At 51.9% G+C, this 18,835-nt stretch carries 13 protein-coding genes; 7 read left to right on the top strand and 6 right to left on the bottom strand.

Annotated features, from left to right (window positions below; translation table 11 throughout):
- Positions 1-281: 281 nt before the first annotated feature.
- The 7 genes from rplJ to ACS0RQ_RS25950 all read left to right on the top strand — a co-directional run bounded on the left by rplJ (position 282) and on the right by ACS0RQ_RS25950 (position 13,228).
- Complete coding sequence (rplJ, locus tag ACS0RQ_RS25980; protein ID WP_007704673.1) at positions 282-779, top strand: 50S ribosomal protein L10; 498 nt, start codon at positions 282-284, stop codon at positions 777-779.
- 66 nt (positions 780-845) lie between these two features.
- Positions 846-1,211, top strand: a complete 366-nt coding sequence (gene rplL / locus ACS0RQ_RS25975) for a 50S ribosomal protein L7/L12 (RefSeq protein WP_002884142.1) — start codon at positions 846-848, stop codon at positions 1,209-1,211.
- Between the two features lie 320 nt (positions 1,212-1,531).
- A complete protein-coding gene (gene rpoB, locus ACS0RQ_RS25970) occupies positions 1,532-5,560 on the top strand; it encodes a DNA-directed RNA polymerase subunit beta (protein WP_039076860.1) in 4,029 nt (1,342 codons plus the stop codon).
- Between the two features lie 76 nt (positions 5,561-5,636).
- A complete protein-coding gene (rpoC, locus tag ACS0RQ_RS25965) occupies positions 5,637-9,860 on the top strand; it encodes a DNA-directed RNA polymerase subunit beta' (RefSeq protein ID WP_039076859.1) in 4,224 nt (1,407 codons plus the stop codon).
- Positions 9,861-10,378: 518 nt separating this feature from the next.
- Positions 10,379-11,632 (top strand): PTS ascorbate transporter subunit IIC, encoded by a 1,254-nt coding sequence (ulaA, locus tag ACS0RQ_RS25960; protein ID WP_271851695.1) that lies wholly within the window; start codon positions 10,379-10,381, stop codon positions 11,630-11,632.
- A gap of 56 nt (positions 11,633-11,688) precedes the next feature.
- Complete coding sequence (locus ACS0RQ_RS25955) at positions 11,689-12,012, top strand: cupin domain-containing protein (RefSeq protein ID WP_039076858.1); 324 nt, start codon at positions 11,689-11,691, stop codon at positions 12,010-12,012.
- A gap of 151 nt (positions 12,013-12,163) precedes the next feature.
- Entirely contained in the window at positions 12,164-13,228 is a 1,065-nt protein-coding gene (locus ACS0RQ_RS25950; RefSeq protein ID WP_271851696.1) for an alpha/beta hydrolase family protein, read from the top strand.
- Here the strand turns inward: ACS0RQ_RS25950 and ACS0RQ_RS25945 are convergent.
- The 6 genes from ACS0RQ_RS25945 to thiG all read right to left on the bottom strand — a co-directional run bounded on the left by ACS0RQ_RS25945 (position 13,146) and on the right by thiG (position 18,835).
- The gene (locus ACS0RQ_RS25945) at positions 13,146-14,189 is read right to left on the bottom strand and encodes a helix-turn-helix domain-containing protein (RefSeq protein ID WP_271851697.1); all 1,044 of its coding nucleotides are present in this window, start codon (positions 14,187-14,189) and stop codon (positions 13,146-13,148) included. The genes ACS0RQ_RS25950 and ACS0RQ_RS25945 overlap by 83 nt on opposite strands.
- Before the next feature lie 148 nt (positions 14,190-14,337).
- Positions 14,338-14,658: a PTS lactose/cellobiose transporter subunit IIA gene (locus ACS0RQ_RS25940; protein ID WP_271851698.1), complete on the bottom strand. Its 321-nt coding sequence runs from the start codon at positions 14,656-14,658 to the stop codon at positions 14,338-14,340.
- Positions 14,659-14,662: 4 nt separating this feature from the next.
- Positions 14,663-14,968, bottom strand: a complete 306-nt coding sequence (locus ACS0RQ_RS25935; protein ID WP_039076854.1) for a PTS sugar transporter subunit IIB — start codon at positions 14,966-14,968, stop codon at positions 14,663-14,665.
- 119 nt (positions 14,969-15,087) lie between these two features.
- Positions 15,088-16,650, bottom strand: a complete 1,563-nt coding sequence (locus ACS0RQ_RS25930; protein WP_271851700.1) for a sensor domain-containing diguanylate cyclase — start codon at positions 16,648-16,650, stop codon at positions 15,088-15,090.
- A gap of 263 nt (positions 16,651-16,913) precedes the next feature.
- On the bottom strand, positions 16,914-18,068 hold the full coding sequence (thiH, locus tag ACS0RQ_RS25925) for a 2-iminoacetate synthase ThiH (RefSeq protein WP_271851701.1): 1,155 nt from the start codon (positions 18,066-18,068) through the stop codon (positions 16,914-16,916).
- Positions 18,065-18,835, bottom strand: a complete 771-nt coding sequence (gene thiG / locus ACS0RQ_RS25920) for a thiazole synthase (protein WP_271851703.1) — start codon at positions 18,833-18,835, stop codon at positions 18,065-18,067. The genes thiH and thiG overlap by 4 nt, the downstream gene beginning before the upstream one ends.

The raw sequence follows: 18,835 nt of genomic DNA, 5'->3' as shown, positions 1-18,835 counted from the left end.
TGTGACTGGTGTGAGCGAGAGCAGGCAACGCAGCAGCAGTTCGAAGGACTAAGTTATAGACAAGATTTGTTCGTTGGAGCCTGGCCTATCCAGGCCTCCGTCGAAGACCGCAGGTGTTTCGTAAGAGACTTAATCCCCTGCGTAGACGGTGACAGAACGCTAAGATTATTTTTTATACTCTGGCTTGTTTCTGCTCACCGTATTAAGACGCTCTTCTCGTTGGGAAGAGTGAAGTGAGTTCCAGAACATTTTGTTCTGGCAAACATCCAGGAGCAAAGCTAATGGCTTTAAATCTTCAAGACAAACAAGCGATTGTTGCTGAAGTCAGCGAAGTAGCCAAAGGCGCGCTGTCTGCGGTTGTTGCGGATTCCCGTGGCGTTACCGTAGATAAAATGACCGAACTGCGTAAAGCAGGTCGCGAAGCCGGCGTATACATGCGTGTTGTTCGTAACACCCTGCTGCGCCGTGTTGTTGAGGGTACTCAGTTCGAGTGCCTGAAAGACGCGTTCGTTGGTCCGACCCTGATTGCATACTCTATGGAACACCCGGGCGCTGCTGCTCGTCTGTTCAAAGATTTCGCGAAAGCGAATGCAAAATTTGAGGTCAAAGCCGCTGCCTTTGAAGGTGAGTTAATCCCGGCATCCCAGATCGATCGCCTGGCAACTCTGCCGACCTACGAAGAAGCAATTGCACGCCTGATGGCAACCATGAAAGAAGCTTCGGCTGGCAAACTGGTTCGTACTCTGGCTGCTGTACGCGATGCGAAAGAAGCTGCTTAATCGCAGTTGTCTTTGTAACGCATTCGCTTACGTATAAACTTATTCTGATATTCAGGAACAATTTAAATGTCTATCACTAAAGATCAAATCATTGAAGCAGTATCCGCTATGTCCGTAATGGACGTTGTTGAGCTGATCTCTGCAATGGAAGAAAAATTCGGTGTTTCCGCTGCTGCTGCTGTAGCTGTAGCTGCTGGCCCGGTTGAAGCTGCTGAAGAAAAAACTGAATTCGACGTAATTCTGAAAGCTGCTGGCGCTAACAAAGTTGCTGTTATCAAAGCAGTACGTGGCGCAACTGGCCTGGGTCTGAAAGAAGCTAAAGACCTGGTTGAATCTGCACCTGCTGCCCTGAAAGAAGGCATCAGCAAAGACGACGCCGAAGCACTGAAAAAATCTCTGGAAGAAGCTGGCGCTGAAGTTGAAGTTAAATAAGCCAACTTTTCTGGTTGAAGCCTGAGAAATCAGGCCGATGGCTGGTGACTTTTTAGTCACCAGCCATTTTGCGCTGTAAGGCGCCAGCAGCATTTCACACTGTTTGACTGCTGGTAGTCCTGACAATGTTTGTTTCTATCGACGACTTAATATACTGCGACAGGCGCCTCGCTCTGTGTAAATCGCAATGAAATGATTTAAGCGTGATAGCAACAGATATTGCGGAAAGTATTCGATTTTCCGGTCAACAAAATGGTGTTGCATAAACTGTCCCTCCGATGGACAGAGTGGGTCGACTTGTCAGCGAGCTGAGGAACCCTATGGTTTACTCCTATACCGAGAAAAAACGTATTCGTAAGGATTTTGGTAAACGTCCACAAGTTCTGGACATTCCATATCTCCTTTCTATCCAGCTTGACTCGTTCCAGAAGTTTATCGAGCAAGATCCTGAAGGGCAGTACGGCCTGGAAGCGGCTTTCCGCTCCGTGTTCCCAATTGCCAGCTATAGCGGCAATTCTGAACTGCAGTACGTCAGCTACCGTCTTGGCGAACCTGTATTTGACGTTAAAGAATGTCAAATTCGTGGCGTAACCTATTCCGCACCGCTGCGCGTAAAACTGCGTCTGGTGATCTACGAGCGCGAAGCGCCGGAAGGCACCGTTAAAGACATTAAAGAACAAGAAGTGTACATGGGCGAAATTCCGCTCATGACCGACAACGGTACTTTTGTCATCAACGGTACTGAGCGCGTTATCGTTTCTCAGTTGCACCGTAGTCCTGGCGTTTTCTTCGACAGCGACAAAGGCAAAACCCACTCTTCTGGTAAGGTGCTTTATAACGCGCGCATCATCCCTTACCGTGGTTCCTGGCTGGACTTCGAGTTCGATCCGAAAGACAACCTATTTGTTCGTATTGACCGTCGTCGTAAATTGCCTGCGACCATTATTCTGCGCGCACTGGATTACACCACTGAGCAGATTCTTGATCTGTTCTTTGAAAAAGTTGTCTTCGAAATTCGCGACAACAAGCTGCAGATGGAACTGGTGCCGGAACGCCTGCGTGGCGAGACTGCATCTTTCGACATCGAAGCTAACGGTAAAGTCTATGTAGAAAAAGGCCGCCGCATCACTGCGCGCCATATTCGTCAGCTGGAAAAAGACGAGATTCAGCACATCGAAGTACCGGTTGAGTACATCGCTGGTAAAGTCGCGTCCAAAGATTACGTGGATGAGTCTACCGGTGAGCTGATCTGCCCGGCGAACATGGAGCTGAGCCTGGATCTGCTGGCTAAACTGAGCCAGTCTGGTCACAAGCGTATCGAAACGCTGTTCACCAACGATCTGGACCACGGTCCGTACATCTCTGAGACTGTACGCGTCGACCCAACCAACGATCGTCTGAGCGCGCTGGTAGAAATCTACCGCATGATGCGTCCTGGTGAGCCGCCGACTCGTGAAGCTGCTGAAAGCCTGTTCGAGAACCTGTTCTTCTCCGAAGACCGCTACGATCTGTCCGCGGTTGGTCGTATGAAGTTCAACCGTTCTCTGCTGCGCGACGAGATCGAAGGTTCCGGTATCCTGAGCAAAGAAGACATCATCGAAGTGATGAAGAAGCTCATCGATATCCGTAACGGTAAAGGCGAAGTCGATGATATCGACCACCTCGGCAACCGTCGTATCCGTTCCGTTGGTGAAATGGCGGAAAACCAGTTCCGCGTTGGCCTGGTCCGCGTAGAGCGTGCGGTGAAAGAGCGTCTGTCTCTGGGCGATCTGGATACCCTGATGCCTCAGGATATGATCAACGCCAAGCCGATTTCTGCGGCAGTGAAAGAGTTCTTCGGTTCCAGTCAGCTGTCTCAGTTTATGGACCAGAACAACCCGCTGTCTGAGATCACGCACAAACGTCGTATCTCCGCACTCGGCCCAGGCGGTCTGACCCGTGAACGTGCAGGCTTTGAAGTTCGAGACGTACACCCGACTCACTACGGTCGCGTATGTCCTATCGAAACGCCTGAAGGTCCGAACATCGGTCTGATCAACTCCCTGTCCGTGTACGCACAGACTAACGAATATGGCTTCCTTGAGACGCCGTATCGTAAAGTGACTGACGGCGTTGTGACCGACGAAATTCACTACCTGTCTGCTATCGAAGAAGGTAACTACGTTATCGCTCAGGCGAACTCCAACCTGGATGACGAAGGCCACTTTGTAGAAGATCTGGTTACCTGCCGTAGTAAAGGCGAATCGAGCTTGTTCAGCCGCGACCAGGTTGACTACATGGACGTATCCACCCAGCAGGTGGTTTCCGTCGGTGCGTCCCTGATCCCGTTCCTGGAACACGATGACGCCAACCGTGCATTGATGGGTGCGAACATGCAACGTCAGGCGGTTCCGACTCTGCGCGCTGATAAGCCGCTGGTTGGTACCGGTATGGAACGTGCTGTTGCCGTTGACTCCGGTGTTACTGCGGTTGCTAAACGTGGTGGTATGGTTCAGTACGTGGATGCGTCCCGTATCGTTATCAAAGTTAACGAAGACGAGATGTACCCTGGCGAAGCCGGTATCGACATCTACAACCTGACCAAGTACACCCGTTCTAACCAGAACACCTGTATCAACCAGATGCCGTGTGTCTCTCTGGGTGAGCCAATCGAGCGCGGCGACGTGCTGGCAGATGGCCCGTCCACTGACCTTGGTGAACTGGCGCTCGGTCAGAACATGCGCGTCGCGTTCATGCCGTGGAACGGTTACAACTTCGAAGACTCCATCCTCGTATCTGAGCGTGTTGTCCAGGAAGACCGTTTCACCACCATCCACATTCAGGAACTGGCGTGTGTGTCCCGTGACACCAAGCTGGGGCCGGAAGAGATCACCGCTGACATCCCGAACGTGGGTGAAGCTGCGCTCTCCAAACTGGATGAATCCGGTATCGTTTATATCGGTGCGGAAGTGACCGGCGGTGACATTCTGGTTGGTAAGGTAACACCGAAAGGTGAAACCCAGCTGACCCCAGAAGAGAAACTACTGCGTGCGATCTTCGGTGAGAAAGCGTCTGACGTTAAAGACTCTTCTCTGCGCGTACCAAATGGTGTCTCTGGTACCGTTATCGACGTTCAGGTCTTTACCCGCGATGGCGTAGAAAAAGACAAACGTGCACTGGAAATCGAAGAGATGCAGCTCAAACAGGCCAAGAAAGACCTGTCTGAAGAACTGCAGATCCTCGAAGCCGGTCTGTTCAGTCGTATCTACGCGGTGCTGGTTTCCGGTGGCATCGAAGCTGAGAAGCTCGACAAACTGCCGCGTGACCGCTGGCTGGAACTCGGCCTGACCGACGAAGAGAAACAAAATCAGCTGGAACAACTGGCTGAGCAGTATGACGAACTGAAACACGAGTTCGAGAAAAAACTCGAAGCGAAACGCCGCAAAATCACCCAGGGCGATGATCTGGCACCAGGCGTGCTGAAAATCGTTAAGGTTTATCTGGCCGTGAAACGTCAGATCCAACCGGGTGACAAAATGGCAGGTCGTCACGGTAACAAGGGTGTTATCTCGAAGATCAACCCGATCGAAGATATGCCGCACGATGCTAACGGTACGCCGGTAGATATCGTACTGAACCCGCTGGGCGTACCGTCTCGTATGAACATCGGTCAGATTCTGGAAACCCACCTGGGTATGGCTGCGAAAGGTATCGGCGATAAGATCAATGCCATGCTGAAACAGCAGCAAGAAGTCGCGAAACTGCGCGAATTCATCCAGAAAGCGTATGACCTCGGTGCCGATGTTCGTCAGAAAGTTGACCTGAACACCTTCAGCGATGAAGAAGTACTGCGTCTGGCTGAGAACCTGAAAAAAGGTATGCCAATCGCAACGCCGGTATTCGACGGTGCCAAAGAAGCTGAGATTAAAGAGCTGCTGCAACTGGGTGACCTGCCGACTTCCGGTCAGATCACACTTTATGACGGCCGCACCGGTGAGCAGTTCGAGCGTCCGGTAACCGTAGGTTACATGTACATGCTGAAACTGAACCACCTGGTCGACGACAAAATGCACGCTCGTTCTACCGGTTCTTACAGCCTGGTTACTCAGCAGCCGCTGGGTGGTAAGGCGCAGTTCGGTGGTCAGCGCTTCGGGGAGATGGAAGTGTGGGCGCTGGAAGCTTACGGCGCCGCGTATACCCTGCAGGAAATGCTCACCGTTAAGTCTGATGACGTGAACGGTCGTACCAAGATGTATAAAAACATCGTGGACGGCAACCATCAGATGGAACCGGGCATGCCGGAATCCTTCAACGTACTGTTGAAAGAGATTCGTTCGCTGGGTATCAACATCGAACTGGAAGACGAGTAATTCTCGCTCAAACAGGTCACTGCTGTCGGGGTAAAACCCGACAGCAGAGTGTGCTAACTCCGACGGGAGCAAATCCGTGAAAGACTTATTAAAGTTTCTGAAAGCGCAAACTAAAACCGAAGAGTTTGATGCGATCAAAATTGCTCTGGCTTCGCCAGACATGATCCGTTCATGGTCTTTCGGTGAAGTTAAAAAGCCGGAAACCATTAACTACCGTACGTTCAAACCTGAGCGTGACGGCCTTTTCTGCGCCCGTATTTTCGGACCAGTAAAAGACTACGAGTGCCTGTGCGGTAAGTACAAGCGCCTGAAACACCGCGGTGTGATCTGTGAGAAGTGCGGCGTTGAAGTGACCCAGACTAAAGTGCGCCGTGAGCGTATGGGCCACATCGAGCTGGCGTCTCCGACTGCTCACATCTGGTTCCTGAAATCTCTGCCGTCCCGTATCGGTTTGCTGCTGGATATGCCGCTGCGTGATATCGAACGTGTTCTGTACTTCGAATCCTATGTGGTTATCGAAGGCGGTATGACGAACCTGGAACGTAACCAGATTCTGACCGAAGAACAGTATCTGGACGCGCTGGAAGAGTTCGGTGACGAATTCGACGCGAAGATGGGTGCGGAAGCTATCCAGGCCCTGCTCAAGAGCATGGATCTGGAGCAAGAGTGCGAGCAGCTTCGTGAAGAGCTGAACGAAACTAACTCCGAAACCAAGCGTAAGAAGCTGACCAAGCGTATCAAACTGCTGGAAGCGTTCGTACAGTCTGGCAACAAGCCGGAGTGGATGATCCTGACCGTTCTGCCGGTTCTGCCGCCAGATCTGCGTCCGCTGGTTCCGCTGGATGGTGGTCGTTTCGCAACGTCAGATCTGAACGATCTGTATCGTCGCGTTATTAACCGTAACAACCGTCTGAAACGTCTGCTGGATCTGGCTGCGCCGGACATCATCGTACGCAACGAAAAACGTATGCTGCAGGAAGCGGTTGACGCCCTGCTGGATAACGGTCGTCGCGGTCGTGCGATCACCGGTTCTAACAAACGTCCTCTGAAATCTTTGGCCGACATGATCAAAGGTAAACAGGGTCGTTTCCGTCAGAACCTGCTCGGTAAGCGTGTTGACTACTCCGGTCGTTCTGTAATCACCGTAGGTCCATACCTGCGTCTGCATCAGTGCGGTCTGCCGAAGAAAATGGCACTGGAGCTGTTCAAACCGTTCATTTACGGCAAGCTGGAACTGCGTGGCCTCGCCACTACCATCAAGGCCGCGAAGAAAATGGTTGAGCGCGAAGAAGCTGTAGTCTGGGATATCCTGGACGAAGTGATCCGCGAACACCCGGTACTGTTGAACCGTGCGCCAACACTGCACCGTCTGGGTATCCAGGCCTTTGAACCGGTACTGATCGAAGGTAAAGCTATCCAGCTGCACCCGCTGGTTTGTGCGGCATACAACGCCGACTTCGATGGTGACCAGATGGCTGTTCACGTACCGCTGACGCTGGAAGCCCAGCTTGAAGCGCGTGCGCTGATGATGTCTACCAACAACATTCTGTCTCCGGCGAACGGCGAACCTATCATCGTTCCGTCTCAGGACGTTGTACTGGGTCTGTACTACATGACCCGTGACTGTGTTAACGCCAAAGGCGAAGGCATGGTGCTGACTGGCCCGAAAGAAGCTGAGCGTATTTATCGCGCTGGCCTGGCCTCTCTGCATGCGCGCGTTAAAGTGCGTATCACTGAGTATGAAAAAAATGCACAGGGCGAATTTACGTCTAAAACCAGCCTGATCGATACGACCGTTGGTCGTGCGATCCTGTGGATGATCGTGCCGAAAGGTCTGCCGTTCTCTATCGTGAACCAGCCTCTGGGTAAAAAAGCGATCTCCAAAATGCTGAACACCTGTTACCGCATTTTGGGTCTGAAACCGACCGTTATCTTTGCTGACCAGACGATGTACACCGGCTTTGCTTATGCAGCGCGTTCAGGTGCATCTGTTGGTATCGATGACATGGTTATCCCGGAGAAGAAACACGAGATCATCTCCGAGGCGGAAGCCGAAGTGGCTGAGATCCAGGAGCAGTTCCAGTCTGGTCTGGTTACCGCGGGCGAACGCTATAACAAAGTTATCGATATCTGGGCTGCGGCGAACGATCGTGTATCCAAGGCGATGATGGACAACCTGCAGACCGAAACGGTTATCAACCGTGAAGGTAAAGAAGAGCAGCAGGTTTCCTTCAACAGCATCTACATGATGGCCGACTCCGGTGCGCGTGGTTCTGCGGCACAGATTCGTCAGCTTGCTGGTATGCGTGGTCTGATGGCGAAGCCGGATGGCTCCATCATCGAAACGCCAATCACCGCGAACTTCCGTGAAGGTCTGAACGTACTCCAGTACTTCATCTCCACGCACGGTGCGCGTAAAGGTCTGGCGGATACCGCACTGAAAACAGCGAACTCCGGTTATCTGACGCGTCGTCTGGTTGACGTTGCGCAGGATCTGGTTGTGACCGAAGACGATTGTGGCACCCTCGAAGGTATCACCATGACCCCGGTTATCGAGGGTGGTGATGTTAAAGAGCCACTGCGCGATCGCGTACTGGGTCGTGTAACGGCAGAAGATATTCTGAAGCCGGGTACTGCAGACATTCTGGTTCCACGCAACACGCTGCTGCACGAGCACTGGTGTGACCTGCTGGAAGCGAACTCTGTTGACTCCGTCAAAGTGCGTTCCGTTGTATCCTGTGACACCGACTTTGGTGTATGTGCGCACTGCTACGGTCGTGACCTGGCGCGTGGCCACATCATCAACAAAGGTGAGGCCATCGGCGTTATCGCGGCACAGTCCATCGGTGAGCCGGGTACACAGCTGACGATGCGTACGTTCCACATTGGTGGTGCGGCATCTCGTGCGGCTGCTGAATCCAGCATCCAGGTGAAAAACAAAGGTAGCATCAAGCTCAGCAATGCGAAGTCTGTTGTTAACTCATCAGGCAAGCTGGTTGTGACCTCTCGTAACACCGAGCTGAAACTGATCGACGAATTCGGTCGTACCAAAGAGAGCTATAAAGTGCCTTACGGTGCTGTTATGGCGAAAGGTGATGGTGAGCAGGTTGCTGGCGGTGAAACCGTCGCAAACTGGGATCCGCACACCATGCCGGTAATCACCGAAGTAAGTGGTTTCATCCGCTTTACTGACATGATCGACGGCCAGACCATTACTCGTCAGACCGACGAGCTGACCGGTCTGTCTTCTCTGGTGGTTCTGGATTCTGCTGAACGTACTACCGGTGGTAAAGATCTGCGTCCGGCACTGAAAATCGTTGATGGTCAGGGTAACGACGTTCTGATCCCTGGCACCGATATGCCTGCGCAGTACTTCCTGCCAGGTAAAGCGATTGTTCAGCTGGAAGATGGCGTACAGATCAGTTCTGGTGACACCCTGGCGCGTATTCCGCAGGAATCCGGCGGTACCAAGGACATCACTGGTGGTCTGCCGCGCGTTGCGGACCTGTTCGAAGCACGTCGTCCGAAAGAGCCGGCAATCCTGGCTGAAATCAGCGGTATCATTTCCTTCGGTAAAGAAACCAAAGGGAAACGTCGTCTGGTTATCACCCCGGTAGACGGTAGCGATCCGTACGAAGAGATGATTCCGAAATGGCGTCAGCTCAACGTGTTCGAAGGTGAACGTGTAGAACGTGGTGACGTGGTTTCCGACGGTCCGGAAGCGCCGCACGACATTCTGCGTCTTCGTGGTGTTCACGCGGTTACGCGTTACATCACCAACGAAGTACAGGACGTTTACCGTCTGCAAGGCGTTAAGATTAACGATAAACACATCGAAGTTATCGTTCGTCAGATGCTGCGTAAAGCGACCATCGAAAATGCAGGTAGCTCCGACTTCCTGGAAGGCGAGCAGGTTGAATACTCCCGCGTCAAGATTGCGAACCGCGATCTGGAAGCGAACGGCAAAATCGGTGCGACCTTCTCGCGCGATCTGCTGGGTATCACCAAAGCGTCTCTGGCAACCGAGTCCTTCATCTCTGCGGCATCGTTCCAGGAGACCACGCGTGTCCTGACCGAAGCAGCCGTTGCGGGCAAACGCGACGAACTGCGTGGCCTGAAAGAGAACGTTATCGTGGGTCGTCTGATCCCGGCAGGTACCGGTTACGCGTACCACCAGGATCGTATGCGCCGTCGCGCAGCGGGTGAACTCCCGGCTGCACCGCAGGTGACTGCTGAAGATGCGTCTGCCAGCCTGGCAGAACTGCTGAACGCAGGTCTGGGCGGTTCTGACAACGAGTAATCGTTGCTGACACGTTAATATAAGTTAAGCTGCACCCCAAAGGTTGGATCCCAACTGACTAAGGTGCAGTTTTTTTGCCTTTTTTGTGCCCGCTTTTTATTGCCCCTCTCTGAATCACACCTCTGGCGTTCTGCCAGCACCAATAAGTAAAATCCTAGATTAATTAAAATGAAATGGTGTTTTAGTTGTGTGTGTCACAATTTCTTTTTCCCTGTTTGTTAAAATATGCACCGTTAGCAGATGTTTTATCCAGGCCATTTTCATGGCAAGAAATAAGGGGCTCTATTTTCATATCCTGATAGTAAGTCTTAAGCTCAAATTTATAACGACTGGTTAATTTTAATCAGCGCGTCTCTATATCATTGAATAATGCAATCTTTCTATGGATTGCCAAATTATAAAAATAATTCTGGGATTTATTTCTCAGGAACCGGCTCGTTTCAATATTACTGAAATACTAAATAAAAGATCAAATCATTATCAGTTAATAATCAATGCTTACGGTGAAAGGGTTTATTATGGATTACGTAATTAAAATATTGGGTACCCCTGCAATCATAATTGCTTTTATTGCTTTTCTGGGCCTGGTGCTACAAAAAAGTAGCATTACGAATATTATCAAAGGCACACTCCTTGCTTTTATCGGCTTTGTATTAATTAAAACCGGTGGGAGCATCCTTGGTGGTGTTCTGACCATGTTCAGCGACCTGTTCACTAATGCGTTTGGCTTGCGGGGCGTTGTCCCAAGCAATGAAGCTATCATGGCGTTGACTATTGACAAGCTTGGTCGGCCTGCCGCATTTATTCTGTTTTTCGCGATGATTATTAACGTCCTGCTGGCACGCTATACCCGTTTTAAAGCGATATATCTGTCACTGCACCTGATTGTCTTTATGTCGTTTTCCGTGACAGCCGCCCTCGTTGGCCTTGGCTACGGTGAGCAATTTGCTATTATTTTTGGCTCTGTGGTTATTGGTACCTACATGGCCGTTTTTCCTACTATATTGTCACGTTTTAGCCGAAAAATTATCGGCCACAATGAGTATTGTATAGCCCATGCTGCATCCAGTTCCTATATTATTGGCTCTTACTTAGGTAAATGGTTTGGCAATACCGCGACGAACGTTGAAGAAGTTAAAGTTAGCGATAAATTTAGCTTCCTCAAGAATGCTGATGTTGCCACTTTTCTGACCATGTTCTGTTTGCTGGGCATTTCTTCTATATTCGCTGAACATGCTTTTCTCGATAAAATGTTAGCGGGCAAACCTTATCTGGTTTGGTTATTAGAAAAATCAGCGACGTTTGCGGGCGGTTTGTACATTGCCAAGAAAGGCGTGGTCATGTTCACTGAGGAAATCGTACCTGCTTTTAAAGGCTTTTCTCAAATTGTTGCGCCCGGCTCCATTCCGGCAGTGGATCCGATGGTGCTGTTTGATAAATCTCCGAACGCGGTTCTCATCGGTTTTCTGGTGAGCTTTATGGCGGAGCTGTGCTGCGTTGCGCTGTTCCCGTTCATTGGCCTGCCGGTGATTATTCCTGGCATCATGGCGAGTTTTATTACTGGTGGCAGTGCTGCTATTTTTGGTAATGCGACCGGTGGCTTGCGAGGCGCATTGATCGCAAGTTTCGTAAACGGTCTGCTGCTGTGTGTTCTTCCAGCGTTGGTACTACCGTTGTTCAGCCATCTGGGTGTTGACAGTGTGACCTTTGCTGACCCTGATTTCACATTCCTGTCAGCCATCATTAAATACACGTTTGGTTTGGCGCATTAATCGTGCTGCAGGCCTGAATACCAGGCCTGCAAATTCTGTTTTAGCGAGGTGTAAAAATGTTTATTTATAAAAAAGAGACGGTGCTGGAAGATCTGGGTAATGGCGTCAATCGCAGAATCCTGGCCCATGGCGGCACGATGATGGCGGTGGAGGTTAATTTTACCGAGGGGGCCGTAGGGCCGATGCATAGCCATCCGCACGAACAGCTCACTTATGTTTTGTCAGGACGCTTTAGCTTTACGATTGATGGCGTAACGAAAGAGGTCAGTGCCGGCGATACCCTCTACAAAAAGCCAAATGTTGTGCACGGTTGTGTTTGCCTGGAAGCAGGAACGCTGTTGGATACATTCACGCCGCAACGTGAAGACTTTTTGTCTTAAGCGCTTCTGGTCAGAATAAAAGCAAAGACCCGCTTCGGTGGGTTTTTTTATGTACAAAAACCATCAAAAAAGACCTCGATCGTGTTTCAGGACGCGAGCACAGGCTGCGGATGCTAGAAAAGCCGGGTGTTAACTCATCAGGAAAATCATTATGTATCGTCGCCTTACTTTGCTACTGCTTACTCTTCTTATCAGCTATTCCGCGTATGCGAATGTCGGATTCAGACAACTGCAAATAAATGAAAACAGCAACCGTCCTCTCGATATCGCCCTGTGGTACCCAACGACAGACACCGGGAAAATCGAACGCATAGGAGAGAATGCCGTGTTTCACGGTATTCCTGCACTTCGCAATGCGAAACCAACAGCACGGCGGCACCCCCTTTTGTTGCTTTCGCACGGTTACGGTGGCAACTGGCGCAATTTAAACTGGCTGGCTCAGGGAATGGCCTCTCAGGGTTATATTGTGGCGGCCGTAGACCATCCCGGCACCACCACTCGCAATAAAGAAGAAGTGGCAGCGCAGCAGTTGTGGGAACGCCCACGGGATTTGATTGCGATGCTGGATTACCTGTCTGATACACCCGCCATTGCCGGTGCTGTCGACCCCGAACGCATTGCGGCGGTAGGCCACTCTCTGGGAGGCTGGACAGTCATGGAGCTGGCGGGCGCGCAGTTTTCTGCGCCTCGCTTTTTGAAAGATTGTGAAACTCATCCGGCGCTGGGAGCCTGTAAACTCAAACACGTTCTGGGTATTGATAAGCCTGAATCACTGGCGCCGTTGGCAGCAAGCCGACGTGACGTACGCATCAAAGCCGTTATTTCTCTGGATTTGGGACTGGCAAGGGGCTTTACCCCCGAGAGCCTTGCACAGGTTTCCGTGCCAGTGCTGGTTATGGGGGCGCAGGCCGACAGCGATGATGTGCCTGCACGTCTGGAATCAGGCTACCTCTTTACTGCACTTGCGCAGGAGTATCGCCATCTGATCAGCGTGACGGGAGCGACGCACTTTAGTTTTATGCAGGAATGTAAGCCAGGCGCCGTGGCAATGATTGAAGCCGCAGAACACGGTGAGGGTATTGTTTGCCGGGATGGTGGACAGCTAAGCCGGCAGGCTATCCACCAGCAATTGTTTACACAGATGAGTCAGTTTTTAAATCAGTCCCTGAACGACTCGCCTCAGCACGGCGAAAATCGCCAGGACTCATCCCGCTGACGCGCATAAATTCACGGTTAAAATTGGATTTTGTGGAGAAACCTGCCTCCAGCATGATCTGCGTGACAGGAGCATCTGACTGCACTAACAAGCGCTGTGCATATTGAATGCGAAAGCCATTAATCCACTGGGAGACATTGCAACCCCGAGTGCGGTTGATGGCCCGGGATATTTGTCGTGCAGGTGTCCCGGTTTTTCGTGCCAGCCCCTGTAATGAAAGATCCGGGTCAAGGAAAAGCTCGCGTGCCGTAAGCGCGTTTTCCAGATGCAGGCAGAGATCATTGTCTTCTGGATCCACCATCTCTGGCCCGGTAACCTCCACTGTCACGCTGAGGGGAGGTGGTGTGACTTTTCGTCCGGTGAACAAAATCGCCAGGCAAATAAATGGCAATAAGATACCTTGTGAAATAGCAACCAACAGAGGCGCATGCTGCCCATGGTACTGGTTAAAATCATAGGCTATCGCCGCATCCGTCAGGCTCGAAAAACACAGGAAACATCCGGCGGCAAACGCCATCACCGAGGTTGTTGGCGAATCGCTAAGCCGCGTTAAGACAAAGGCATCGGCGCCCAACAGAGCAGTTCTGAGTAGCGCAATGCCGTACCCCAGATAAAGCAGCACTAGTACGGCATCCGTTGCCTCAGGGCAGGTAAGATTCGCCAGCAGGGCGAGGGTGGGCGGTATGATGGAGGTTGAAATATGCCAGATGCGCTTTCGCCCGATGAGGTCGGTAAAGCAGCGCCAAACCAACGGTGGGAAAAGTATCGCCAGCAATGACTGAGCCTGGCGAAACACCATGGCGTCAAACGCCCAACGCAGGGCCGACATAATAACCAGTAGTGTGCAACCTACGATGAAGTACATTACCCCTCGCGATTTCTCACCCGGCTGCAGGCAAACTTTGGCCAGTAAGATAAGCAGGAGAAAAAGAGTAAAGATGGGAAAAGGGAGCGAAGGCATCCTGGATCCTGATGTCGTTCAGCAGAAGAATGCTCATGTTGTGCCATAAATGGCAGAAAAAAACACGCCACCAGATAGCGCGTTGACAGAGGCTAAACAGCAAAATGCCCGACTCATCGGGCATCATGCATAACTGAGCAAGAGTTAATTATTGATTAACGGGCGGCAGGCGGCGGTATAGTTCAATCATGTCTCCCGCCAAATCCTGGATGACCATTGCATTCATCAAGTGATCCTGAGAATGCACGGTAATCAGGTTAACCGGTAGTTTTCCGGCGCCTTCATCAAGGCCAATAAGTTGTGTCTGGATTTTATGTGCGTGTTTGACGAATTCGCGGGACTCTTCCATCGCCTGTTCCGCACCGGGAAAATCGCCTTTACGCGCCAGTTGCAATGCCGTCAGCGCCTGGCTGCGCGCTGCACCTGCATTCACCAGCAGCTCCATAATGATGGTTTCTAAATCTTCCACGCGCTTACTCCATCAGCTTGAGGGCTTTTTCCAGAACGACATCGCCTTTCATCATGCCGTAATCCATCATGTCGATAACCGCGACTTTTTTGCCCAGCGGTTCGGCCTGCGCCTGCAACTTGGCCTGCTCATACTTCACCTGTGGCCCGAGCAGGACAATATCTGCGGTAGCGATATTGTCTTTAAACTCAGCGACGGGAACGGCCTTAATGGAAACTTCTACCCCTTTTTTCTGCGCTGCGTCTTTCATGCGTTGAACCAGCATGCTGGTGGACATCCCCGCAGCACAGCATAAAACGATGTTTTTCATAGTCAGCCTCGATGTGGATGGGATAACTGATAATTATCCCGTGCTGGTCCCTTCAACAACCGCCTTTCCATGAATGTGTGTATAGCATCACAAACATTCACTGCGCTGTCTGAAACCGGTTACAAGGAGGTTGACGAATCGGCGGGAAGCGACTTATTACGCAATACGATTTGGTTTTTGCCTTGCTGTTTCGCCTGGTAGAGCGCCTCATCAACGCTATTCACCAGTTGCTCCAGCGGCTCCATTTGCCACTCACCCAATCCGGCGCTGAATGTCACGGTCATTCCCTCTTCACGCCACTCACGGCTTGCCACGTTAATACGCCACTGCTCCAGTATCTGACGCGCGTTGGCGATGTGCTCTTCGGGGAAAATAACCGCAAACTCTTCGCCGCCGTAACGGTAGAGCGAGATATGTTGTGACTGCAGCACTTGCAACCCTTCCCGGGCAACATTACGTAGCACAATGTCGCCGCTCAGGTGTCCCCAGGTATCGTTTATCGATTTGAAGTTATCAATATCGACCATCGCCAGCGCGAAGGGTTGGTGATCGTTCATCAGGGCGGCGATGTCGCTATCAAATGCCCGGCGATTCTTGCAATTTGTCAGAGCATCCATCGTGGCCTGCCTGACCCAGACCTGCTCCCGTTCTTTGCTACTAACTATCGCTTTGCTCAGCATCGCCTCCAGCTTCGGTGTCTGCTGTACATCCCCGGTTTTAATCGCATTAATGATATTGAGCAGGACCGTGCGGGAAGCGTAGCGCAGATACAGACCGAACAGGATAATAGTCATGGCCGCAACGCCAAACCCCCAACCGACCACCAGCGTTTCATTGCGCAGGAGATTTTCCAGCGTATCGCCCGGTACGATATAGATGGCAAACCAGTCCGGATTGGTTAGCGAGCTGTAATAAAGCCAGGTGTTACGTCGTTCGTCATGAAACATGCCCTCGCCGCTGTTCATCTCTTTCATTCGCGACTGCTGGGAAAACGCCTCGAAAAGGACGCCCGTATCCGGGTGCAACATGACATGACCGCTACGGTCCACCACAAAAAATTCCCCTTGCATGGGGGATTGCATGGTTCGTAATCCATGGCTGATAGAAGCCAGATCCAGGTGAAAAGCCAGCGTGCCTTTGAGATTGCCCTCCGGGGAGACGACGGGCTTATATACCGTCACCGTCGGATGATGGGTAAAGTAATCCTCATAAATATCCGTGTATTTGCTGTACGACGTCGCCTCGGCCTGGCGAACAAACCAGGGGCGGGTTTTGGCGTCATAACGCTGACCCTCCTCGCTATCAAACACCACCGGGGCACGCAGGTAACGGCCCTGTGGATCGGCCAGTGAAATAGAGGAGACAGAGGGCATTAGCCGCAGTAACTGCATCAGGGATTGTAATCCCTCAGGCGAGGTGAAATTTACCGCGCTATCGAGGCGGTTATAACGGGAAAAGTAGGCTGCGGCCTGGTTGAGAATATAATCATTCTCCTGAAAAACGGCTTCGGCATAGTTGACCGCAATGTTATGCGTAAACGTCTGATTAACCTTGTGATAGTTATCAGTAATGTCTTTCCTTTGGCTTAAAATGACCAGCGTGGCAATGACGGCCAGGCAAAGAAAGATGCCGGTAAAACTCACCAGAATGGGTGTAGTGAACGAAAGTTTTCGGCTATACATGTTCGTTATCTTCGAGAGCGTTGGACAGTGACCTGGAAAGTATAGGCAAGCGTGGCGCGGTAAATAAAAAAGACGTTCAGTGCTATTAATCTATTCAATTGGTTAATGTTACACCATGAGGCATAAATGAAGGGAAATTTGCGCCGGGAAACGCGGGGTTGGCTGATTTATATCAAGCGACGGGAAAACGAGGTTAACCAAAGAGAGGCGGGGCGTAAGCGACAACGCCCCGATGAGTGTAATGCGCAGCGTCCCGAAAGATATCAGCGCGTAACGGCAACGTTGCCATTTTCTTGCGGCGTTCTTCCCAGCCAGCTGTCCCAGTCTTTCCACACGGGCTGTAAACCACGCGCTGCCAGCGCGCTGGCCACCTCTTCTGGCCGCCGGTCATCATGCGGTGAAAACTGTTCCAGTTCCGGATGATTATCGGCATAACCGCCGGGTTGCGTTTTGGAAAACGCGCTGACGTTATTAATGGCCAGCGGCACCACATGATCACGAAACCAGGGTGATTCACGTGTTGAGAGTGACAGTTCGATTTCCGGCGAAAAGAGGCGGAAAGCGCAAATGGTCTGCACCAGTTGACGTTCGTCCATAATAGAGGCCGGCTCGATCCCGCCAGCGCAGGGGCGTAATCGGGGGAAGGAAACAGAAAAACGGCTTTGCCAGTAGTGCTGCTGTAACCACAACAAATGCTCCGCCATCATGTAGCAGTCCACCCGCCAGCTATCGGAAAGGCCAATCAACGCGCCAAGACCGATTTTATCAATACCCGCCTGACCTAGCCTGTCCGGCGTCTCCAGTCGCCAGAAAAAATCCTGTTTCTTGCCGCGCAGATGATGCCGGGCATACTGTGCTTCATGCCAGGTTTCCTGATACACCATGACGCCATCCAGCCCCAGCGTTTTCAGTTCGGCGTATTCCGCCATGGAGAGTGGTTGTACTTCCATTTGCAAAGAGGCGAACTGGCGACGAATGGTTGGCAGGTGACGACGGAAATAGTCCATTCCCACTTTTCCCTGATGCTCGCCGGTGACCAGCAGCAAATGTTCAAAGCCCATTTCGCGGATGGCTGCACATTCGCGAGCGATCTCTGATTCATCGAGCGTCTTGCGCTTGATGTGGTTACTCATCGAAAAACCGCAGTAGGTACAGTCGTTGGCGCATAAGTTAGAGAGGTACAACGGGACGTAAAAGCTCACCGTGTTGCCAAAGCGCTGGCGCGTGAGGCGCTGCGCTTTTTGTGCCAGAGGTTCCAGATATGCGCTGGCAGCAGGAGAGAGCAGGGCCATGAGGTCATCGCGGGTCAGGCGCGTGGCATTCAGGGCTCGCTCTACATCGGCTGCCGTCTTACTGTTAATGCGTAGCCGAAGATCATTCCAGTTCAGCGTGCGCCAGTAATCGGTAAACGTCTTCATGCGCTGGCCTCCAGAAAACCGGTTAGCGGGCTGGTGGCCACGGCATGGGAGTGGCGCCCGCCGGGGACTGCCTGGCGTGCCAGCATGCCAGCTTCAACTGCCAGACGGAACGCATGCGCCATTGTTACCGGATCGTCGGCCACGGCAATCGCCGTATTCACCAGTACGGCATCAGCACCCATTTCCAGTGCCAGTGTCGCATGGCTGGGTACGCCGATACCGGCATCAACCACCACCGGCACAGTTGCCTGCTCAATGATGATCTCCAGCATCGCCCGCGTTTCCAGTCCCTGGTTGGAACCAATGGGAGCACCCAGCGGCATGACGGCGGCACAACCAGCCTCTTCAAGACGCTTGCATAACACCGGGTCTGCGCCACAGTAAGGCAGCACGACAAACCCCTGTTTCACCAGTGCTTCCGCCGCCTTTAGCGTCTCGATAGGATCCGGTAAAAGCCAGCGCGCATCGGGGTGGATCTCCAGTTTCAGCCAGTGGGTACCCAGCGCTTCACGTGCCAGTTGGGCGGCAAAAATAGCTTCTTGCGCCGTTTTCGCCCCTGATGTGTTAGGCAGTAGCGTGACGCCTGCTGCCAGCAGTGGCGCGAGGATGGCATCGTTATGTTGACGCAAATCGACACGCTTCATCGCCAGTGTGACTAGCTGGCTGCCGGACGCACGGATGGCATCGACCATCAGCGCTGCGTTGGCAAATTTCCCGGTACCGGTAAACAGGTGTGAATCAAATTGTTTATCTGCAATGCGTAACAT

Source organism: Phytobacter diazotrophicus (assembly GCF_052061655.1).
GTDB classification, from domain to species: Bacteria; Pseudomonadota; Gammaproteobacteria; order Enterobacterales; family Enterobacteriaceae; genus Phytobacter; species Phytobacter diazotrophicus.
The sequence above is the reverse complement of the archived record's forward strand: the minus strand, read 5'-3'. Positions and strand labels throughout refer to the sequence as shown.

Coding starts and splice junctions, on each gene's coding strand:
- rplJ (WP_007704673.1), top strand. CDS start 282: ATGGCTTTAAATCTTCAAGACAAACAAGCGATTGTTGCTGAAGTCAGC.
- rplL (WP_002884142.1), top strand. CDS start 846: ATGTCTATCACTAAAGATCAAATCATTGAAGCAGTATCCGCTATGTCC.
- rpoB (WP_039076860.1), top strand. CDS start 1,532: ATGGTTTACTCCTATACCGAGAAAAAACGTATTCGTAAGGATTTTGGT.
- ulaA (WP_271851695.1), top strand. CDS start 10,379: ATGGATTACGTAATTAAAATATTGGGTACCCCTGCAATCATAATTGCT.
- ACS0RQ_RS25955 (WP_039076858.1), top strand. CDS start 11,689: ATGTTTATTTATAAAAAAGAGACGGTGCTGGAAGATCTGGGTAATGGC.
- ACS0RQ_RS25950 (WP_271851696.1), top strand. CDS start 12,164: ATGTATCGTCGCCTTACTTTGCTACTGCTTACTCTTCTTATCAGCTAT.
- ACS0RQ_RS25945 (WP_271851697.1), bottom strand. CDS start 14,189: ATGCCTTCGCTCCCTTTTCCCATCTTTACTCTTTTTCTCCTGCTTATC.
- ACS0RQ_RS25935 (WP_039076854.1), bottom strand. CDS start 14,968: ATGAAAAACATCGTTTTATGCTGTGCTGCGGGGATGTCCACCAGCATG.
- ACS0RQ_RS25930 (WP_271851700.1), bottom strand. CDS start 16,650: ATGTATAGCCGAAAACTTTCGTTCACTACACCCATTCTGGTGAGTTTT.
- thiH (WP_271851701.1), bottom strand. CDS start 18,068: ATGAAGACGTTTACCGATTACTGGCGCACGCTGAACTGGAATGATCTT.
- thiG (WP_271851703.1), bottom strand. CDS start 18,835: ATGTTACGCATTGCAGATAAACAATTTGATTCACACCTGTTTACCGGT.